The sequence below is a fragment of the Chryseobacterium soldanellicola genome (assembly GCF_900100115.1).
Taxonomy (GTDB): Bacteria; Bacteroidota; Bacteroidia; order Flavobacteriales; family Weeksellaceae; genus Chryseobacterium; species Chryseobacterium soldanellicola.
This window is the reverse complement of record NZ_FNKL01000004.1, coordinates 142,831-162,548: the sequence shown is the minus strand read 5'-3', so window position 1 is coordinate 162,548 and position 19,718 is coordinate 142,831. Positions and strand designations below refer to the sequence as shown.

General features: G+C 35.4%; 22 protein-coding genes and 2 pseudogenes. 4 read left to right on the top strand and 20 right to left on the bottom strand.

Translation table 11 applies throughout. The features are described from left to right. Positions 1-18 precede the first annotated feature (18 nt). The 4 genes from BLT04_RS14815 to BLT04_RS14800 are packed head-to-tail and all read right to left on the bottom strand — an operon-like array spanning position 19 to position 3,427. Positions 19-714 carry a ParA family protein gene (locus BLT04_RS14815; protein WP_089756567.1) on the bottom strand — a complete coding sequence of 232 codons (696 nt, stop codon included), beginning with the start codon at positions 712-714 and terminating at the stop codon, positions 19-21. 48 nt (positions 715-762) lie between these two features. Continuing rightward, the gene (locus BLT04_RS14810; RefSeq protein WP_089756566.1) at positions 763-2,253 is read right to left on the bottom strand and encodes a relaxase/mobilization nuclease domain-containing protein; all 1,491 of its coding nucleotides are present in this window, start codon (positions 2,251-2,253) and stop codon (positions 763-765) included. Then, positions 2,250-2,618, bottom strand: a complete 369-nt coding sequence (locus tag BLT04_RS14805; protein ID WP_089756565.1) for a hypothetical protein — start codon at positions 2,616-2,618, stop codon at positions 2,250-2,252. Before BLT04_RS14805 ends, BLT04_RS14810 begins: the two co-directional genes overlap by 4 nt. Continuing rightward, on the bottom strand, positions 2,615-3,427 hold the full coding sequence (locus tag BLT04_RS14800) for a hypothetical protein (protein ID WP_089756564.1): 813 nt from the start codon (positions 3,425-3,427) through the stop codon (positions 2,615-2,617). The genes BLT04_RS14805 and BLT04_RS14800 overlap by 4 nt, the downstream gene beginning before the upstream one ends. Before the next feature lie 1,335 nt (positions 3,428-4,762). Between BLT04_RS14800 and BLT04_RS14785 the strand changes: the two genes are divergently transcribed. Then, positions 4,763-5,149: a hypothetical protein gene (locus BLT04_RS14785; RefSeq protein WP_139166258.1), complete on the top strand. Its 387-nt coding sequence runs from the start codon at positions 4,763-4,765 to the stop codon at positions 5,147-5,149. Positions 5,150-5,170: 21 nt separating this feature from the next. Here BLT04_RS14785 and BLT04_RS14780 read toward each other — a convergent pair whose 3' ends face one another. From BLT04_RS14780 to BLT04_RS14740, 10 genes and pseudogenes are all read right to left on the bottom strand, one after another. Continuing rightward, on the bottom strand, positions 5,171-5,821 hold the full coding sequence (locus BLT04_RS14780) for a GNAT family N-acetyltransferase (protein WP_089756560.1): 651 nt from the start codon (positions 5,819-5,821) through the stop codon (positions 5,171-5,173). A 79-nt stretch (positions 5,822-5,900) separates the two neighbouring features. Further along, complete coding sequence (locus BLT04_RS14775) at positions 5,901-6,575, bottom strand: DUF6904 family protein (RefSeq protein WP_089757296.1); 675 nt, start codon at positions 6,573-6,575, stop codon at positions 5,901-5,903. 467 nt (positions 6,576-7,042) lie between these two features. Next, positions 7,043-7,848: pseudogene (locus BLT04_RS14770) on the bottom strand (PRTRC system ThiF family protein). After that, a complete protein-coding gene (locus tag BLT04_RS14765) occupies positions 7,848-8,570 on the bottom strand; it encodes a PRTRC system protein B (protein WP_089756559.1) in 723 nt (240 codons plus the stop codon). Before BLT04_RS14765 ends, BLT04_RS14770 begins: the two are co-directional and overlap by 1 nt. Continuing rightward, positions 8,567-9,730, bottom strand: coding sequence for a hypothetical protein (locus BLT04_RS14760; protein ID WP_089756558.1), 1,164 nt, complete (start codon positions 9,728-9,730; stop codon positions 8,567-8,569). Before BLT04_RS14760 ends, BLT04_RS14765 begins: the two co-directional genes overlap by 4 nt. Before the next feature lie 17 nt (positions 9,731-9,747). Next, positions 9,748-9,964 (bottom strand): annotated as a pseudogene (locus BLT04_RS14755) (PRTRC system protein C). Positions 9,965-9,981: 17 nt separating this feature from the next. Further along, the gene (locus BLT04_RS19085; RefSeq protein ID WP_262484158.1) at positions 9,982-10,227 is read right to left on the bottom strand and encodes a hypothetical protein; all 246 of its coding nucleotides are present in this window, start codon (positions 10,225-10,227) and stop codon (positions 9,982-9,984) included. Then, a complete protein-coding gene (locus tag BLT04_RS14750; protein ID WP_262484153.1) occupies positions 10,154-10,540 on the bottom strand; it encodes a PRTRC system protein E in 387 nt (128 codons plus the stop codon). The genes BLT04_RS19085 and BLT04_RS14750 overlap by 74 nt, the downstream gene beginning before the upstream one ends. Before the next feature lie 9 nt (positions 10,541-10,549). Then, positions 10,550-10,981 carry a hypothetical protein gene (locus BLT04_RS14745; RefSeq protein ID WP_089756557.1) on the bottom strand — a complete coding sequence of 144 codons (432 nt, stop codon included), beginning with the start codon at positions 10,979-10,981 and terminating at the stop codon, positions 10,550-10,552. A gap of 26 nt (positions 10,982-11,007) precedes the next feature. Continuing rightward, on the bottom strand, positions 11,008-11,403 hold the full coding sequence (locus BLT04_RS14740; protein ID WP_089756556.1) for a single-stranded DNA-binding protein: 396 nt from the start codon (positions 11,401-11,403) through the stop codon (positions 11,008-11,010). Between the two features lie 550 nt (positions 11,404-11,953). Between BLT04_RS14740 and BLT04_RS14735 the strand changes: the two genes are divergently transcribed. Next, positions 11,954-12,436 (top strand): helix-turn-helix transcriptional regulator, encoded by a 483-nt coding sequence (locus BLT04_RS14735; protein WP_089756555.1) that lies wholly within the window; start codon positions 11,954-11,956, stop codon positions 12,434-12,436. Further along, entirely contained in the window at positions 12,436-13,092 is a 657-nt protein-coding gene (locus tag BLT04_RS14730; RefSeq protein WP_228421978.1) for a nucleotidyl transferase AbiEii/AbiGii toxin family protein, read from the top strand. The genes BLT04_RS14735 and BLT04_RS14730 overlap by 1 nt, the downstream gene beginning before the upstream one ends. Here BLT04_RS14730 and BLT04_RS14725 read toward each other — a convergent pair. From BLT04_RS14725 to BLT04_RS14710, 4 genes are all read right to left on the bottom strand, one after another. Next, positions 13,087-13,938 carry a toprim domain-containing protein gene (locus BLT04_RS14725; RefSeq protein ID WP_089756554.1) on the bottom strand — a complete coding sequence of 284 codons (852 nt, stop codon included), beginning with the start codon at positions 13,936-13,938 and terminating at the stop codon, positions 13,087-13,089. The genes BLT04_RS14730 and BLT04_RS14725 overlap by 6 nt on opposite strands. A 431-nt stretch (positions 13,939-14,369) precedes the next feature. Next, a complete protein-coding gene (locus BLT04_RS14720; protein WP_089756553.1) occupies positions 14,370-15,467 on the bottom strand; it encodes a hypothetical protein in 1,098 nt (365 codons plus the stop codon). Positions 15,468-15,514: 47 nt separating this feature from the next. Then, positions 15,515-16,228: a hypothetical protein gene (locus BLT04_RS14715; RefSeq protein WP_089756552.1), complete on the bottom strand. Its 714-nt coding sequence runs from the start codon at positions 16,226-16,228 to the stop codon at positions 15,515-15,517. A 3-nt stretch (positions 16,229-16,231) separates the two neighbouring features. Then, a complete protein-coding gene (locus BLT04_RS14710) occupies positions 16,232-16,483 on the bottom strand; it encodes a DUF3853 family protein (RefSeq protein WP_028122938.1) in 252 nt (83 codons plus the stop codon). Between the two features lie 81 nt (positions 16,484-16,564). Here BLT04_RS14710 and BLT04_RS14705 point away from each other — a divergent pair, with 81 nt between their 5' ends. Beyond that, a complete protein-coding gene (locus BLT04_RS14705; protein ID WP_139166257.1) occupies positions 16,565-16,747 on the top strand; it encodes a hypothetical protein in 183 nt (60 codons plus the stop codon). A 212-nt stretch (positions 16,748-16,959) separates the two neighbouring features. Here the strand turns inward: BLT04_RS14705 and BLT04_RS14700 are convergent, their stop codons facing one another. Next, positions 16,960-17,805 carry an RteC domain-containing protein gene (locus BLT04_RS14700; protein ID WP_089757294.1) on the bottom strand — a complete coding sequence of 282 codons (846 nt, stop codon included), beginning with the start codon at positions 17,803-17,805 and terminating at the stop codon, positions 16,960-16,962. Between the two features lie 48 nt (positions 17,806-17,853). Beyond that, positions 17,854-19,554, bottom strand: a complete 1,701-nt coding sequence (locus BLT04_RS14695; RefSeq protein WP_089756550.1) for a helix-turn-helix domain-containing protein — start codon at positions 19,552-19,554, stop codon at positions 17,854-17,856. Between the last annotated feature and the right edge of the window lie 164 nt (positions 19,555-19,718).

Sequence of the window (19,718 nt, the reverse complement as noted above, 5' to 3'; positions counted from 1 at the left end):
TGTCAGTCAATCGTTGTTTTATGTTGGTATTGAATCTTTGATTTTTTCCTTCTTTTTAATTACTTGTATTTTGATTTTTGAGGTTTCATTGATGTATTTTATAAGTTCATCGAATGTATGTTCTACTGCATATTTTTGTTTACTTATCAGGCTTCTGGTATTAATAGTTTGTAGGCAATTTCTTTTGAATACCGGACTTGGCAGCAGCATTCCATATTTTGCGAGCTCACTGTCCATTTCCTCCTGATTCAGATACTTGTAACCCTTATCATATTTGGAACGAATAAATATTCTTTCGGCCTCACTTTCCAGTAGTCCTAGCATATTGATGAAGACCAAAGTCGATTTTACAGAAACATCGGAATACTCAAAAGGTGTTACGATAAAATCACTGTAAATGAGCAAATCACTGTATTTTGCATCGAGCGTTCCGGCCAAATCAAAGAGGTTAATCTCATCGCTTTCTTTTAAATTGATGAGAGTTTCAAAGTCTGAAAAAGGCTGTTCTTCTTCCTCGCCAATAATTTCTACATCGTACAATTTTGGAATTTCCAACAGCTCATCTTCTTTCCATTTGTGATAGAATGATTTCTGATAATCAAAATCGAAAACATTGAGTTTACTTTCTGAAAGTGCGGAAATATAATTGGCAAAAGCGATGGCTAATGTCGTTTTTCCGGATCCTCCTTTTTGGGTAGCAAATGTGATGATCATAAGTTTTAGTTGATTTTTATTGGACTGAAGATGATTTTTCTATCAACTTTATCGTCTCTTTTTTCGTCTTTTTTTGAATTCATTTTCAGCAGGGTCTTTTGCAGTTCCCGAACTTTTCATTAACTCAAACAGCATCTCGTTAATGGCTTTGTTTAATTCTGATTTCTCATTGTTTTCGGTCCGGTTTTCTGTCTGCATTTCATTTACGCCTTTTGGATTCAGAAATTTTTGATATTCCTTTTCTCCTATTAATTGTTGAAGTTCACCGACGTAATGGAATCTGGTATGAACCGCATAAAGGTTTCCGTCTACCCCAGTTGTTATAGAAATATCTTTTTTTTCATCATTTGTGTTTTTGCTATTTCTAATAAAGTCCTTTAATTCAAATTGGACTCTTCGGTAGGTTTCCAAATCTTTCTTTCCTCGGTTCTCAAAAAGCATAAAGTCCTTGATTTCCGCTTCCTGATTATTCTTCTTAAAAAATTCAATCAGGATATTTTTTGTTTCCTGGTTACGGATATTATAATCCTTCAGTATTTCAAAAATCTTCTTATCAAGTTTGTCAGAAGTAAATTCAAACACGTCATTCATTTTCATAATATCACTTCCTTTGTATAATTTTCCTGTTTTATGGTCGATCACGGTGTAGCCAAAAGGATTTTTATCTTCTTTATGATGAAAAACCATATCGATTCCGAAAACATCTTTCAACTTCTTTTGAAGCTCACTTTCAAAACCGATTTTTATTTTTAAATCATTTTCCCGTAATTTTTCTTTTGGGAGCATAGATTCTTGATGTCTTTTATCTTCCACTTTAAAAACCTTATTAGAATACAATTCTTTGTATTTGCTTAGTATGGCTTTGATCTGTTTTGCCCTTTTATCATTTTTACTGTTATCAAAAACAATCTGATTTCCTGAAAGTGTTTGCTGTATTACCCCGTTTTTTAAAATGTTAAAAGAATTTTCATCATTTGTGTTTTTGCCTATCTTATATCCATTTCTATTGAGTAGAGTTGCCAACTGATTAAGCGAACTTATTTTGTAGTTCAGCAGTTTTTCCAGTTCTTCTTCCGGTTTCTGACCATACAATTTTTCCATTGTGACGCTTAATGCTTTTTGGGCTTTAAGCCTTTCATAACTGTCATTGATCTTTTTTCCTGTCTGTCTATCGACTCTTGTAGTAACTATATGAGCGTGATTATTATCGGTATCACTATGAAAAACCACAATGAAAGGCTGTCCGCCATATTTCATTTCATCCATAAAATTCTCCGCTATCTTAGTAATCTCTTCTTTCGAATGTCCTTGAAATTTCGTAGAGATCACAGCGTGAAATTGAGGTTTAACTACTTTTTTATTTCCTATCGAAATAGCTCTTAAATAGTTTTTTACTTCTTCCTTCCTGCTTGATTCGTTGATAAAGGAAGGAAAATTTTTCATCAGCATTAATTCTCCGGTTCCTTTGTCAATTTTCTTATCGTTATAATGAACTCCTGGAAAACTGGAACCTGCCGGATCCATAATCTTAACAATCATCTTGATAGCATTGCGTAGATTTTTGTAAACATTTCGTTCTGTTCTTTCTTCAGAATTATGATCTCTGATAACTTATTCGAGAATTTTCTGATTTCATTTTCGCTGATAAATTTTTGACTATTTGCTATTTTTGCTACCTGATTAATATTGTTTTCAATCTTTCCAAAGATGTTATCCTGCTTTTCTATGAACGCTAATACTTTTCTTCTCTCGTTGTCCATAAATCTATTTTCAACAGAATTAATAATCAGACTTGTTAAAGAGATTTTTTTTTCTGAACAGGCTTTTTTCCACTTTTCTTTCTGGATGATGGAAATCCTTATTTTAATGTAATATTTCTTCTTAATATCCTTCTTATTTATCATTCAATTACATTCAGATAATTAATCGGAAAAATGGTCATGCCTTTTATGGTACCGGTAAATTTTTCGATTTGATTTTTCCAAAGAAGTAGATTGAAATCAACGTTCGTTAATGAAATAATGCCCTGCTCTACTCCTGAACTAATTCCATTTGAGTTCCCACTTACTAAAATATTGTTCAGTGAACCCACACTCCCATCCGACATAAAACCTAAATCCCGTAATGGTTTTGAAAGATTCAGTATTACGTAGTTTGACGTGATGGGTGTTGAACAAATTATACTTACATCCAAATAGCCAATTGTTCCTATTCGCCTCGCATCAATTTGCCCAGTTATTCCCATACCTGATGTTCCTAATCTATATATTTTAGTTGATAATGTATGCTGCCGAGGATTTGTAGGAAAAGGAAGGTATGTGTTCCACGAGGTTTGCGCAGAAATAGTATTTGCAGAAAGCGTTTCGTCCAATATGATGAGAGCATCGTAATAATTAGGCTCTTTAAACATCTGATTCCAATACTGACCATTGAAATAGTAGTAACCTTCTTCTACAATATGAATGACTTGCCCTAAAAGATTTGATGCAGGTTGAGTCACGTAAACAATGGCACCTTTTTGCAATATTGAATAATTTTTATTTGCAAGTTGGTCACCAGTTATTCTTGGGGGAATTATTCCATCAAAATGATTGAGCAAATCTGGTTTACCGACAATATCTAAAGTTGCTGAAGGTGTTTGAGTGTTAACTCCAACCTGAGCTTTAATATGGATTGCTAAAACAAATATTAAGACGCTAAATAATTTTTTCATTGTGTTCTGATTAATATTGCTTTTGCAAATCTGGAGAATAAAAACGGCGAAAACAATAGATTTACAGAGGCTTGGGCGAAATGAGATCAGTTTGGATCAATCTGGATTTAAAAAAAAATAAAAAAGAATTAATTGGATTAGTTTGGAATCTTAAATTTACTTTTATTCAAAATAAAAAAACAAGTTCCGCCGTTTTTTTCTCCTTTTTGCAGAAAAGGCAAGATGTGTCTTTGTACTCGAAAATTTGCCAAAATTTGTGGGTACAAAGACACATCTTGCCATACAAGTGTGCCGTTTTTTTCAGAGCTCTGAAAAAGAATTTTTGTACAATTTATAACGCTGATAATTATTCATTTATATTAAATCAGTATTGTCATAGAGAGAAAAAAAATCACAATATTTTAAGAAAATATTATCCTGTATTATAATTTTGCAGGTATAGATTGAACCTTTATCTTGTTCACGCAGGTTAAGTAATGACCTGTATTTAAATTACACAGGCTGATAAAAACAAATCTTTTATTGTGTTAACGAAGGCTTAAGCTTTAGTCATTTTACGCAGGCTAACAAATCAACCTTACTATTTTACCTAGGTATAAGATTACACTTGTGCTTGTTTTACACAGGTTCCAGAATGAACTTATATTATTTTATACAGGTAGGATATTAAATCTATCGTTTCTTTACGCAGATACAAGAAGGACTTAAGTTCCATTTATAATACCCTGAGTTGAACAAATATCTAAGTATAACAATGAAATCAATAAGATATAAAATGATAATTCAATAAATTTGACTAAATAAGCAGATAAGAAATGGATTTAGGAAAAGAGACTACTTGGGTATTAGAATTTTACAAGTTGTACGAAAGCAGAAATATTGACGAAATAAAGAAGAGGATGTTCGACATTTCTGATACTATGATATATCTACACGAAATCTTAGCGGAAAAAAACATAAAGCTACAGGAGAAAGATATGTACTCTGAACAATTGGTCATTAAATTGCACCTTCAGAATTTAAGCTTGTTAGAGCTATCAAGAGGACATTCAATCAAATCTAATTTTTACGAGAACAAAGCTCCACATATTAAGTTTTTAGATCTGTCTTCGATTATTACAATTGTGAGGTCACAGTATGAGTCTCTATTAATGTATCAGCATTTATACATAAATTCCGATTGTGAAAACGAACAAAAATTAAGATTTGAGTCGTGGATTATGTCTTCTATGATGCTAAGGTCTAAAGTATTCTCTCGGTCGACAGCAATTGACAGGGAGAGGTTTGAGAATGAACAATAAGCAATTGCAAGATTACAAAAAAGCATTTCAAATAATGAAATTTTTCAAAAACTTTCCGAGAAACAAAAAAAAAGCTTGCTGGAAAATGGTTCCGGAAAAATTGTTTAAAAGTTGGGACACTCTATTTTTAGAATCGAAATTCAGTGAAACGGGCGTATTCTCAAAACTCTATTATATGGCTTCTGTTTATGCCCATTCAGAAGGCATTCTCGCTCTTCAGTTAAAGGAGACCAAACATCTGATGGAACACGAACATATGAAGGAAACCCTTTATCTTATGCTTTTTTATTCCTATCTGATGACCAGTATAATGATAAAAAATATTGCAAATAAATTTCCCTTGGTCAAGGAAAGGTATGATAAATTGGATGAAAAGAGAAAATTTGAAATCGATTTTAATTATCTTCTGTCATTCAAGTAATTATAGAACTGATGAGATTTCTTACCTAATATTATTATCAGTATTTCTTGTCCACCAAAAATCCTCTAATTTCCAGGTGTGATTTCTAATTTCGTGGACTAAATCCTTTAATTCGTCAGAGTAATCGGTTTGTCCAAGCTTCATTTCAATTTCAGTCTGTATTGTCCAAAGAGACCTGCTCACATAATTGATATGCTTTTTTAGTTCATTCATTCTATCATAGGAAATCACTGAATCATTTCCGAAATTAGAATCCTCCGAATTAGAACAATTATTCGACAAAAAATATTCACCATCATTATTATCGCTCTTTATAAAGCCCAACCTGAGCGCCACTTTTTCGGAAGCTGTAAAATTATCCTTACCTATTTCAGCTTCGTTGATTGTTATTCTTTGTTCATCTCTCTTTAAAAACAAATGAGGAATAATACTTTGCTCCAAGGCACTTGTCAAATATCCCATCCCTCGGCATCCCGGTAGTACAAACCAATGTAAATCTCTTACCATATCGTATACAATAGCTACAAAGATGTTCTCTACATTTTTTATCAGATAAAAATTCCCAGGTCCATCAGATGAAGTCACACTATCTGTCAATTTGGGTATATCAACCCATATTTTGGCAAAATCCACATTTGAACTTATAGGTCTAAGATATATTAGACTAGACATTTTGCCATTTTCATTTAATCCTTAAAGCAAAGATTGTAGTGATTCATTTTTCATTTTTATGTCATTTTAGCTGAATGACCTACCATTCTATTTCATATATTTTATCATCATTAATTAATTCCAGATCTTCTATGTTACAATTATACTTTTTCGCCTCCGATTGAAGAAAAATTAATAGGTCATAATACTCTTCTGAAGAATATATAGAAACTCTCATTAGATCTGCTAATTTTCTATAAGAATTCTTACCGCCGTTCATTTCAAAAAATGACGCATTAATATGTCTCATAAACAGATACAAATATTCGTTCCCCGCATTTACAGCACCATTGAGATAAGGTAAGAGTTTTTTGGTTCCGGCAGAATCATAATTTTCCATCGCCAATTCTATCCAGTATTCGAGATGTAGAAACATTGCAATATCACCTTTATTAGTATCGACCATTCTCATATTGTATTTTAGTGCAACAATGGAAAACACAATATGCGGCCAGGAAATTTTCAACCCGACATAAGGAATTTCTTCAATGGAATAATGACTATGATCTTTTGTTAACCTGCTTCCGTAGGATGCTTTTCGTATCTCATACGAAAAACTGCTGATCAATTTGTTTTTGTCTTCGTAACCTTTGATATGGTAGAAAGATTCGTTATTCCAGAATTTGGAAATAATTTCATAAAGGTATTCCAAATCATCACGGGTTCCCCATATCTCAATTCCTAATCCTTTTTTTGTCGGTACAGCATAAATCATTTCTGAGGTTTTGTTCTGAACAAATTTAATCAAGAAAATCTATCTTTAAAAGTTTATTTTTATGCTTAGTACTTAAATGTGAATCCGCAACCTTTTTTCAAAACCAGACCTACAGACGCTCGGAATACCCTCCAAGTCGATTCAGGCGAAGTTTCTTTTAAAAAGCAACCTAGAGAGTCGCCTATAATAAAACCTTATCGTTAACAATTTAGTATGGTACTCACTGCACTTACTTTAATTGGACTGCTTTGTGAATTAAAAAGAAGAAGAAGAAGAAGTAAGTGCTAAATATAACAAATGGGATAACGAATATCCCACGCAAAAAACTCGCAATCTGTTTGGTAAAATGTACGAGAGGGGTATTGTGTAGCTGTTCATTTTGACAAAGTGTTGCATCCGCTTTAAATCGCAAAAATGCTTTTCCGACCGTAGGGAGGAATCGCATTTTTGCTCGCCGATTCCGGCTTTTAGGCGACTTTTATCGGGTGGGTGCAGAAATCTTTCAGATTGTGAAAAAATCCTTTGTATTCGGTCATTCCCCTACGAAACAAGTTCCACAATAAGGAGCAACCCATCTGTGCCAATGATGAATTGATGAACAAATCTTGATATTCCAATGCTTCTGCAAGTGAGCAACTTGGTGTGCTGTCTTCTTGTTCGGATTGCTTCAGTAATTCGCCAAATTCATCGGTAATAGATGGCAGGCTTGCCACTGTTTGGTATTTCTCTGAATTGGGTTGCTTTATCTCTCCAATAGTGGATAGTAGCACTTGCCCTGTATGTTGGCTGTTGCCAAAATCCAACCAATATTTTGGCTCGTCTTGGTAATGTCTGCGGTAGGTAATTTCTTTAAGAATTTCAGCTACGCCAAACCTCGCCTGTACATTGTCCACACAAGTAATGGTAATTATTGCCCTTGATTTTTCGGGCAGTCTGCCAAAATTGTCTTTTTCAAATTTTATCGTTTCGGCTTTCCAATTTGTACCTGCCCAGCGATTACACCGATTGATTAAAGCAACGGATTTGTATAATCCTGTTTCACTTTCTGCAAAACGCTGTCTGCCAAAATTAGCACTCGATATAACATCATCATCCCAAAGACGGACTTGCAACCCTGCGTGTCCCAATGCTATCAAACTCTCGTTTATCTCCATTAAGGCGGTCAATACTTTTGAGCCTGTGCCACCTGCTCCGATAATGTTTACCGAAATCGGTTGGTAGGATTGAGTAAATAGTTGTCCGTAAAATGAACTGCTGTTTTTGTCGTATTCATCACAATAGATTTTTAAGGGTTTTATTATTCTTTTTCAATACTTCTTTAGGAAAGGGTTTATAAGTATTGATAAGGTCTTTCCAAAGGTTCACAATGTTTTTTTTCGTCAAGTTTTCGCATAATGAATGGCTGAAATAGGAATTGAAAAAATAATGTTCCCAAGCTTGTATAAATTCCTCAACCGAAGCCGAATTTGTAATATCAATGCTCACCGTACCCATACATACATTGCCTTTTTCGTAGATATTGAAAAAAGGCGCATAATGCAATGGCGTTTTTTCCGTTGGTCTTCTGTCGCTTGTCAAAGCAAATACACAAAGACTGCTTTTGCTCGCTAACCACAGCATTGGCGGTACTTGTGCCATTCCATTAGGTATGCCCAAACTATCCACAAAATATAGTTTTCGTTGTTCTGTTTTGGTGTACCATAGCGCCATACCTTTTTCAGCATTCGGATTGATATGCAGGATATTGGTCGACAAGATTCCCTTTGGTTTTAAAAAGGCTTGGTTCTTTTCTTCATCGGTCTGTAAGGACTTGACTAAAACGTTAGCTTCCTTTACGGTTAATGGATGGGCATTGATAGGTATTCCATTGCTGTCCATATCAAAATGCTCCACATACATATCGGTTTCAGCTCCTTTGGTTACATAGAAAACCAATGCAGATTTTGGATAGTATAAGGTGCCAAAATAGTCTTTTATGTCGGTTGTATTATTCATTTTTCTATTGTTTTGTATTCGTATAATAATCCACTTAAATCACTCAATAAATCAAATAAACGGTTCTCAAAATCGAGGTTGGCTGTTAGTATCTCACTTCCGTCAAATCGCTTGGAAATTGTCGGTTCTTCCATTGCTCCGTATTCGTTAAATTCATTGTTGATGGTATCTGAGAGACTTTCGTATAACCAACCTTTTGTGTCTGCGATAAATGAAATGTACTTTTCCATTCCGATTATTTCATTCTCGTCATTATCATAAGGGTCTTGTTCGGGCAAAGGTGCATTTCTGAAAATGGTTGCGCTCGGATATTCTGTAAGAAGTGCAAACGCATTGTGAGCAACTTGCCAGCATTCGCTATCGAACGCGTCAGCAATTTTAAATAGGTTCAAACGCTGTTCAAATACCTGTAGATTGATACGGTTGGATAGCTTTTGTTCTATCTTATCGCCTGTATATTCGGCATTTCTTAACTCACATTTATACTTTTCAATATCGTTTGTTTGCTCGTCCTGCTCCACCCAATCTTTGTACATTTCATATAACCAATACAAATAACTTTTTTCCTGTCTGTAATAAGGAATTTGGGCAATGTGGTAGAGATAACTACACACCGATAGTAGGAGCTGTGCGGTCTTTTTACGCTTTAGGTCTTTAAGCATTTTAAAGAGTGGCACAATAGGAATATAGTACAAGGTTGTACCTGTGTTGTATCGTTCCTCGCTTGTGAAGTAGGTTTTCTTGCTATCCTGTATCAACGTAAAACCATTCCAATTGCTATTCTTGCGTTTTACTTTGGTTTCCATATCCCACATAGCCAAGGTTATATTGTAGGGAAAATCAAAATCTTTCGTCTGCATTGACTCAATGCTGTAATGCGCGGCAAGTGTGGAAAGGGACTTGTAAAAATCCCTCTCCGTTTTCTGACAAGCCTGTACGGATTGTGCTGTTTTCAGTTTTGGCAGAAACGTACACTTTAGAATACCATTGGTAACATTGCTATCGGTACGGATTTCTGCTTGTCTTTCTGCACTTGGTTTGCATCTTTTGGTCTTTGCATCCAATTGGCGAACTAGCCCAACTGTCGGTGCAATTGCCGTTTTCGTTTCTGTTCGGATATTTTGATAATTCCCGATATGATGTTGCGTTGCATAATTCATCGTTTTAAAATTTTGTTTTAACCTTTCGTCCCAATTACACTCTCAAATTTGTACTCTATTGCATCATCTTTTATTAGTGGTGAAGATACTTTTGCAGTTGTCAAAATCGGGTACATATTGGCGTAAATTCATTACCGATTCTACGCTCCATTTTGGTTCGGGGTCGTTCAGTCTGATTTCCTGTTCGTTGTCTTTAAGTATAAAAACTCGTTCTAATTGCGTTGCTAATAACATAGTTTAGAATTTTGGGGTTAAGAAATGACTTGATTTTCCGTAAAATCGTTAGTCGTGGTTTCAGAAAAAAGACTTGGTGCAAAATGTCTTTCGTACTCATCCTGCTTTTTGCGGATGGTATCAGTATATTCAGGATAATCTGTAATTTTCGGAAGTACAGTCCAGCCATCCTTATATTTCCCTTCTTTTTCAAGTTCTTCGGCTTTCTGCAAGCATTCTTTGTACTTTTTTGACCTTCGCTTCCCTTTCCTTGTTCTCTTTATCAGTTTTCTCCTTTTCCATCGCTGATTTCTGCTTGGTTTCTTCGAGTTGCTTCATAAAAGATTCCATATCGACCATCAATCCGGAAGCAGTTTGTAATGGCATAGAAATACTTTCAAAAAATCCATTATCCAATTCTTCCGCTGTACCTCTTAAATTAAGGGGCGGAATCATTTTCTTTGCTTCGTCACCGCATTGCTCATTATTGAGCAATACGGAAAGAACGAAACTATTATCTGTAGTATTTCGAAGTATGATCTGTAAATCTCCTGTCAGATCAAGCTTTGCGATCTGTCTGAAAAAATTGGTCTGCATATTCTTGTTTTAGTTGGTTAGCTCTTTCAATGAAAATTCGGATGTCCAAAATTCATCGCCTAAATTCTTTTCGAAACAGCTGTAAACAGCGTTGCCGTTACTGAATACCTGAATTTGATAACTCGACAATTTAAAATCTATTCCTTTCAGATTTTTTAGTTCCTCTTCATTGGTTTCGATAAAAAGAACAGAATCGCCACAAAGCCATTTTTGAATCTCGGGATAACTATCGTTGGAATAGCGGTAAAAATCTACTGCCTCGTCATTATAATTGAGCCATTTAAATGAATCGTCATTTTCAAATGCCTTTACACTGTTGAGCCTTTCCTTTTGTATTTCTTTCCACTCTATTGTTGTATTGATAATTGCAAAGTCACAAAGTTCGGATTCGTTAAAAGCCTTTATCAAAAGGTAATCGGTTGGAATATTGGATATTTTCATTTTGTTGATATTTTGATTGTTAATAATTAGAATGGCAGATCATCATCATTTTCTCCTTCTGTTATTTTGGCGTTCTGTGGTTTTGATTTGACTGTTTGAACAGTTTCCGTTTTTTGACCACCGCCGTGCAACTTGATGTTTGATGTATGGAAATTAAGACCTGATCTGATTTCTCCGTCTTTACCGATCCACGCATTGGAACTCACTCTGCCTGTTAACTCGACCAAAGTCCCTTTGGTAAGGATCTTTGCCACATTCTCACTGATCCAGTACGAGCAATTGTAATACGTTGTCTCTTCTCTGCGTTCCCCCTGTTTAGTCTTGTAGCTATCATTGGTGGCTACTGAGAAATTCACTACTTTTTTGTCATTTTTCAAAGTGTTGATTTCTGCGTTTTTAGTAATTCTGCCTACGATGTTCATAATTTTCGGTTTTAAATGTTAATAATTGATTTTTGTTGATTTTAAATTTTCAGATCTGATTGATTTGGTTCCGAGGACACTCGGCTTTTCTTTTCTTTTACTGAATTGGAAAAGCATTTTTTCCGTTTTTTGATTTATTATTTTTCCGCTGATGTCAAAGACCGTCTGTGATGTGATTGATTCGTATAACTGAGGTTCCGGCTTTTTCTTTGCCGATGATCATAGGAAAGTATCAGGCACATAAAACCGCGAGCCTCCAAGGCATTGGAGGATAAGGCCCGAAATGTTTTTGTCCGCAGGATTCAGGAGTGTCTGGAAAAATTATTGGAACGTGTGGAAAGAATTTTTATAGAAACCCAAAAATATTTTTTGGTGTGACTGATGCTGTCCTACATTTGCATTAGTAAAAAGCAAGACATCAGTTGTACTTAATTACATAGATGGTCGATGATATTTCGGAATGTAAAATTCAATATCAGAAACTGGCTTATTTCAATTTCAAAAATATAAGCCTTCAAAATATGTAAACAAATTTGTTTATATTTGTATTATGAAATCACTGTTAAAATATAAAGGGATACACCCGGGAATCGTTCTTGAACGGGAGCTGGAGAAGCGTTCGCTTAAAAAGCGTCCTTTTGCTTTATCTATCGGTGAATCTGCTCAGTCCATTAATAACATAACCAATGGAAAAAGAAAGATTCCCGTTGCCCTTGCACTGAAGATCGAGAAAGAACTCCAATTGGAAGAAGGGAGCATCGTTATCCTTCAAAGTTATTATGACATCAAGCTTGAAAAGGATAAAATGAAAGAAACTCCAAAACTTTCAGTTCTTCGAAGGTCTTTGTTCTGGGACACCGATATCGACCGGATTGACTGGAACAGACAGCATAAGGCAGTTATAAAAAGGGTTTTTGAACGCGGTAACGATGATGAAAGAAATGAAACCATCCGTTTCTACGGAAAAAGAAAAGTTGAAGCAGCATTAAAGTCAACCACTACGCAACCAATGAAGCTGCATAAAAAATTATAATGAGCAATATGTATTACAATACCGTCAATGAATTGCTGAAAGAAAGCCTGCAGATCCTGATGGCTTCAGAAGTCTTTAAAGATTTCAGGCTTGTGGGAGGAACCTCTTTAAGCCTTCAGTTGGGTCATCGGATGTCTATAGACATAGACCTGTTCAGTGATACCATGTATGGAAGTATTGATTTTAATGATCTGGACCGTTTTCTCAGATCTGCTTTTAAATATGTAGATTCTTCCAATGATCTTGAGCCGGCAATGGGAAAATCCTATCTCATAGGAACTGATAAAGACAATACCGTAAAACTCGATATCTATTACACAGATACTTTCATACGGCCTTTACTGACAGTTGATGAAATAAGAATGGCGACGACTGAGGAGATCATTGCAATGAAAATAGATGTTGTTCAAAGAGGCGGTCGTAAAAAAGATTTTTGGGATCTGCACGAGTGCCTCCCGAATTATGGTATCGGCAAGATGCTGGAGCTTCACGAAGAGCGATATCCGTACGGTCACGACAGGGATTTGATCTTAAAGAATTTTATTGACTTCACATCTGCTGATGACGATTTCGACCCTATATGTCTTCAGGGAAAGTATTGGGAGTTTATCAAAGAAGATATTGAAGAGGCAGTCAACAAGTACCAGAAGTCATAATTTTTCATTGAAATTACAGAACCATTCGTTCAGATCTTTGAAATCGATATAAAATAAAGAACAGTCTTCTACATTATCGTGATCATTTTGAATCATTTTTTTGCTAGCTTTCCCATTACGATCATTATCAAGGAAAAGAGAAATTTTATGATAAGCTTTTAATTTGTCCTTCACTTTAAAAAGCATTGCCGTGGAATTCAGGATCAAATGATCAGGAATTGAATTTTCCTCTTTTTCTATCATTCTGTAGGTGAGATAATCAAAAAAACCTTCAAAGATTATAACTTCATTATTTGTATTACACCCGTTTTTTATCCAGGTCACATCCTTATGACCCAAACAGATCTTGGTATATTTATTTCTGATTTCATATCCTCCGGAATCATTCAGGAATCCTATTCCGAAGAACTTTCTACCGTCTAATCGATAAACGATCTCTTTCACCAAATGTCTTTGGTCAAAGACCTTTCGGCATTTTAAGTATTGGATCAACGCCGGATGTCGGACATTTCCAACTTGGATAATATCAAAGTTTTTACTGTGATCAATCTCTGTAACACGTTCTTTCTCAGAAGCGGAAAAATCAAATTTTTGAAGATACTTCAATGCATCAGAAACAGAACATTTGTTGATCTGCTGAACGATCGAGATCACATCATAACTCTTCCCTGTCCCAAAGTCAAACGCTTTATTTTTTACAAAATCAACCGATAAGCTGGGAATTTTCTCTTCTCTGTCCAAAGCAAAATAGAAAGCCGTTTTCCGATTTTCTTTTGCAGGCAAAAGATTAAATGATTCCAGAATCGTTCTGATGCTAACGCTCTCTTTTATTTTTTCGCAATTCATTTTTTTTCTTTTTAAAGCAAAATTTCTAAGCCCAGTTCCTTTTTAATAAAAAAAGACTTTTTATTTCTTTTCAGAGTACTTTTAACCAGCCGCCTTATCAGCTTCTCATAAAAGGTTTGACGTCATTTTGGAACGAGTGGAATTCCGAATCACAGATCAGCGGAATTCCGAAACATCAATGAGTGCCAATACGAGAAACAACCTTTATAAGAATGAGCGCAATTCCTAATTGAATTTTTGCTTTTCAATTGTTTATCCGGTTTATCCACATTTTCCTCTACTTATTCACGCTCTAAACAATTTGGAATGAGCGCAATTCCGAAAACAAGACTCAAAAAATCCAAATTTTAAGACGATCTTAACTTCAGCGAGTGCAATTCCGACTTTCGAATGAGTGCAATTCCGAAATACGAATGAGCGCAATTCCGAATTCATATAATAACAGGATATCCGTTTGGCAGCAAGTTTCCCGTTCTTGTATTCCTGTATAATCTGATGATGATCTCCTGGATCTCAATCAAGAATGCTTTCCCCTGGAATGAAGTTGACTTTATGCCCATTGATCTGTTAGATCTGATAAATTCCCTGAAAGCTTTTTCAATCAGCTCACGGGTCTGCGCAATATTTCTGTACTGATAATTAAACTGAACCATCTCATTTTCCTGCAGACCATATCTTTTCCTGAAATATCTTAATCTCCTGGTGATCTCAGGTTGACCTGTATTTTTAACAGAAAGATCAATGTCTGTGCTGATTTTGGTATGATAAGGAAAGATAAAGATGGAATCTCCTTTGTACCTGTAACTAAATGACAGATTATTGTATTGGTGCAAGCTCAGCCTTGCTGGCTTCAGAAATTTGAAACAGAAATCATTGGCGGTCTTATAATTCAGTCCAAATTTTTTATTCAGCGTAGATAGCTTTACGGCAGTTCCATTAGCGGGCAGCTTTGAGAGCCAGATGGCGAAAATGATGTGTTTGTTGTTTCGGATATTATATACCAGATTGTACAGCACATAATTGTACTCCGGAATGACCATCAGTTTCTTCAGCCAATAACTGCTTATCAAAAAGCTGGTATAACCCCTGTGATCATAACTAGGCGTTGAGATAAGTCCGCCAAAAGTCTTAATTTCTTTTCCATTGGAATTTACGGACTTGTACCAGCTCATCTTAAACTTTGCAAGAAATTCATAGGCATCGACAACCTGTTTGGTTGAACCGCTTGGAGAGATCTTGTTATTTCTGATCTTCATCGAAGCAAAGATGTTGTTCTCAGTCTCAAATTCTTTATCAAATAATGAAAGCTGTTTCGGTCGATCTTCAGGACGGAATTGTTCGCTGCTTATGATGGAGATGATATTGAAGATCACCCTTAAAGCGTTGATCGGGATATCAGCGGCTTCGTGATCCTCAAAAATGAAATCGTCTACAAAATGATTCCCCAACCTGATCCTTGCCGGATTCTTTTCGGTCTTATCTTCAAACTCTTTGCGGATCAGCCGCAGATCCTTTTCCTGAAACGCCATAAAATTTTAATTTTGAACTGCTTCTTTCTTAGTATTTGAGCGTATTGCTATTTACCAAAGTTGGACTTTGGCCTTTTAATATCCGGAATGGTTTGTATTGATAGCTGATCATCGTGAGCAGCATTTTTTAAGAAAGGGAGGGTACTTTTCAACGAAGATTTCCAATTGGTGATGAGCCTGTCAGAATTGTTTTTCCACCCGCTATCTTTCCAGCTGTGATATTTATCTTTGATCAGTTCATCTAATTCAGATTGATAAGCTGCTAATGTCCGAGCATACGCCAAGAACTCTTCTAACACAGGAATATTACTATTTTCATTTGCAGGTTTAATTGATTGAGCGTTGATTTTTTGATCTATATTGCTGGAAGTGATTTTAACTCCAAGGTTTGGTACATTCAGATTCAGATCATCTTTAAGTTCTTGAAAAGGTGGTGTCATCTGAATTTCAGAACTCTTCACTTTTTCGGGTGCTATGGCTTCTAAAGGATAACTCAAGATCAACCTGTAGGATCCCGAAACGCCATTTTTAGTCTGAAACCTGATCAATCCTAAATCACGGAGCTTTTCTTTTGCTGTCTTTACAGTTGGTCTCGTCAATCCAAGCTCTTTGCCCAAAACAACATCAGAGACTTTAAAATCATAGGCATCACAAGCCTTTGCTGTTTTTAGTAAGTACAGATACATTGCAATAGCGGTCGAACCTGGCTTTGCCTTTTCGTTAAATATCCAAAACCTTTCAATGAGTTCAAGGTAATACATTCATTATTTTTTACCGAAAAGCTGCAACGCCTTTTCTTTGTCAATGATGATGATATTTCCGTTTTGGATGATGGCCTTATTCAAAATTCCGGACGACTTCACTTCTGAAGCTTTGGAAACAGAGCATCCCAGGATCTTTGCCAGACCTTTTAAGCCATATTCATATTTTTTCTCTGAATTGACTCTCTTTGAAATCTCTAAAAATTCCGCAACGGTCAACTGAGATATCGGGGTTTGAGGATCTATATTTTTCATTAGCCATTATTTTTCTGAATTGAATAAAAAATGTTTATTATTAACTCATCCAATTATAATTCGATCCACAAAATTTCAAAAATGACCAAAATATCTTTCGGTAGTTTTTCGGTACTACCGAAAGAATTTGCTGTAAGCATTATGAATGAAGAGATTTTAAATCAAAGTCAGACCGTAATTTCATTCTATCCTGTTAATACTGATAAAAAACAATGTAAACCTGCTATAATCGACCGTCAATATCAATTATTGTCTCATAATTAAAGGAATTTCTTCTTTATCATTGTACTATTCCGCTTAACTTACTTTTTTGAAATATCAATTGAATCTAAAATAATCCAACTGCAGGCTAAATCATCTATTGGACATAGTTACTGCGTGAATAACAAATTATCAGGAAACATTTCGGTAGTTTAACGGTACTACCGAAGAAATGTACAACCTGCAATAAACCAGTAAATAGCTTACAGCAATTTTCAAATATCAAGATCATTCAGATATTGATCAAGATTATGCTGAAGCAACGATAAAAATTTAGTCCTCTCTGTTTTTCTTAAGCGTATTTCGCTAAGAGTCTTATGGTAATTGCCCAGATTAATGTTGAGTGAATTCTCGGCCCATCGGAAAATTTCGGCTAAATCTGAATGACCTCCATTAAAGCATTTTGTTTGATGGAGAGCATATAGCAATTCAACAAGCGCAACTTTTGGCGCAGTCCATTCGAGATTATTACTATTTTCGAAAGAATTTTCTCTACTGTCTTTAGAATCTATTTTATCTGTCAGATACTGATCCAGAAGATCATTCGCCATAATTTGAGAGACAATATGGTCGTGGGAGGTGGAAAATTCCTCATCATAGCTGTACAGTTCCGGACTCAGTTTTAACTTAAAGTCAAATTTAAAACGCACGAAATATTTTTTGTCGAGATATGATGATTTACGACGGTAGTAGCTGATAAAGTCCCTTTGCTCATTATAGAAATATAAAAGATGAGCTCTCTCATTTTCATAGTATGATCTTAAAGCTTCCGGATCTGCATAGGGTTTTGAAGCCTCTATGGATAACACTTTTGAGTAATAGATGTAAATCGATACAAATTTTGGTTTTGTATTTTTGAAGAAATAGATCTCTTCACTCCAGTCCGGAAACTTATACTGACGCAATATATCTTTCAATTGCCTTATCGACGAGTCAGTTTCCATCAGTATCTCTTCAGCCCGCATCACGATTTCATTATTACTTCTGTTGATCTGATCTATTGCTGTTGTAAGATCTTTCCAAAGCAGATCAATTTTTTTTCGAAAATTTTGTCCGTTCATACGTTTCATTTTTTTATTCACGTAAAAATCGGGTTAAAAAATAAAAAATTAGATCTTCTTTAGTTCCTCCTGTCGCTTCCTTATAAAATCGTTCGGCTTGATCCCGTTGATTTCCAAAAAATGTGCTGTAAAGAGCTGCCTGTTTGCCATCCCGCATTTCTTTGCAAGTGCCTCGATCTTGTAACTGAGATATTTGTGATCCTCCAACAGTAAATTGGTAATATATCTTATCCTTAAAGCTTTAAGATAGGTTGGAAATGTTACATCAAAGTGTACATTGAGTACGTACGATAAATGAGTACGGTTGCTACCTATCATCTTGGCTACAATCGGAAGCGTTAAATTAGGCTTTAAGAAATCTTTTCTGTCCTCGAAGATCTTAAGGTCTGCCTTGATCTGATCAATAAGTTCTAGGCTATATAAGCTGGTTTCACCTGTGGCAACAGATGACAACACGTCAAAGCTGGATATGTCTTTTTGGGCATTGAACTTTTCTAACAGTTCCTGATACCTGGCGGTCAGTTTCTGTTCTCTTTTCCTAAATCTCCAGATTAAAAAACTCACAATCGAAACTCCGGCACTAATGGAAATGTACCAAATGATCTGATGGTCTCTCACCAGCTTTCTTCTCTCATCCAATAACGTTTCAGTATCATACTCCTGGTAAATCTTTGAGGAGAGCATTGCAAAGTCCACATTAATGATAGAGTCCGCCTTTAAAAGCTGATTGGTATAATAAAGCTGGTCTTTTGAATTTTTTCTTTGTTTCGAATCGTTGATGAGGTATTCATAATTTGATCTGATCTCAGGCGTGACAAACCAAAATTTATTGACAAGGGAATCGACTTTTTTAAAATAGTTTAATGATTCAGTTTTATTGCCTTTTGCCCAGTAAAGTTTTCCCAGATAAAAATACACGGTCGTCAATGATGCATAATCCTGATTACGGATCAAGATATTGCGTGACAGTTTTAAGTGCTCTAATGCGCCGTCCGGATTTCCTTTTCGAAGCAGCTGGATTCCTTTTCCTTTCTGAAAATAACCAAGTTCCGCAGAAAGTTCGCTGACATTGTGAAGCCTGTTCAGGCCAATAGTAATGAGAGAGTCTTCTTTATTATAGAATTTCAGATTTTTATAACAGGTACTCAAGCGGTAAATACTATTGAAGTAGCCGGATTCATTGTTCAGCCTTATGTTTCTGTCATCGCTCTCTTTTGCATTTATTTCAAAAAAATCAGCTGCCTGCTCAAAATGGCCGGCTGCTTCTTTATAGTAACCCAGGTAACTTTTAACCATTCCCAGATGATAGATAACTTTATTCTTCAGGTAATCATCCTCTGAATTTTTTGAATATTTGAATGCTTTCAGATATTCATCCAAGGCGGGCTTATACTGTCTGCGGTTGTAATAATAAACGATCCCCTTTCCCAGATATGCTCTTGAAATCTGATCGGGATCATTGGATTTCAGAGCTGTAACAATTGTACTGTCTGCGTATAATAATTTCCTTGCGGATTTCTTGGTGTAATAGATGGCTTCTTCATAACCACGTATCAGTTTTTTATAATTACGGTCTTTTTTTGCTTTCTCGATGTAAAGATTGACAAATACCATTGCCCTTTCATCATTTTCAGTATATCCCTCAAACAGCGCCGAGATTTCTTTATAAGATCTTTGCTGTTCCCGCCCATACAAGACGGAGAAAAACAAATTAAAGATGAGCAGTAAAATCCTATTATGATAATGCATTATGATAAGATATACCCAAATTTAGTGAAAAACTGATAGTTAAACACGTGTTTTAACTCCAGCATCAGCAATCCTAAATTAACGGCTGATTAACAATGTTTTAGATTTGAATTTAGAAGTAAAATGGATACATTTTTACATAGAAAAGGATCCATTCTTCCATC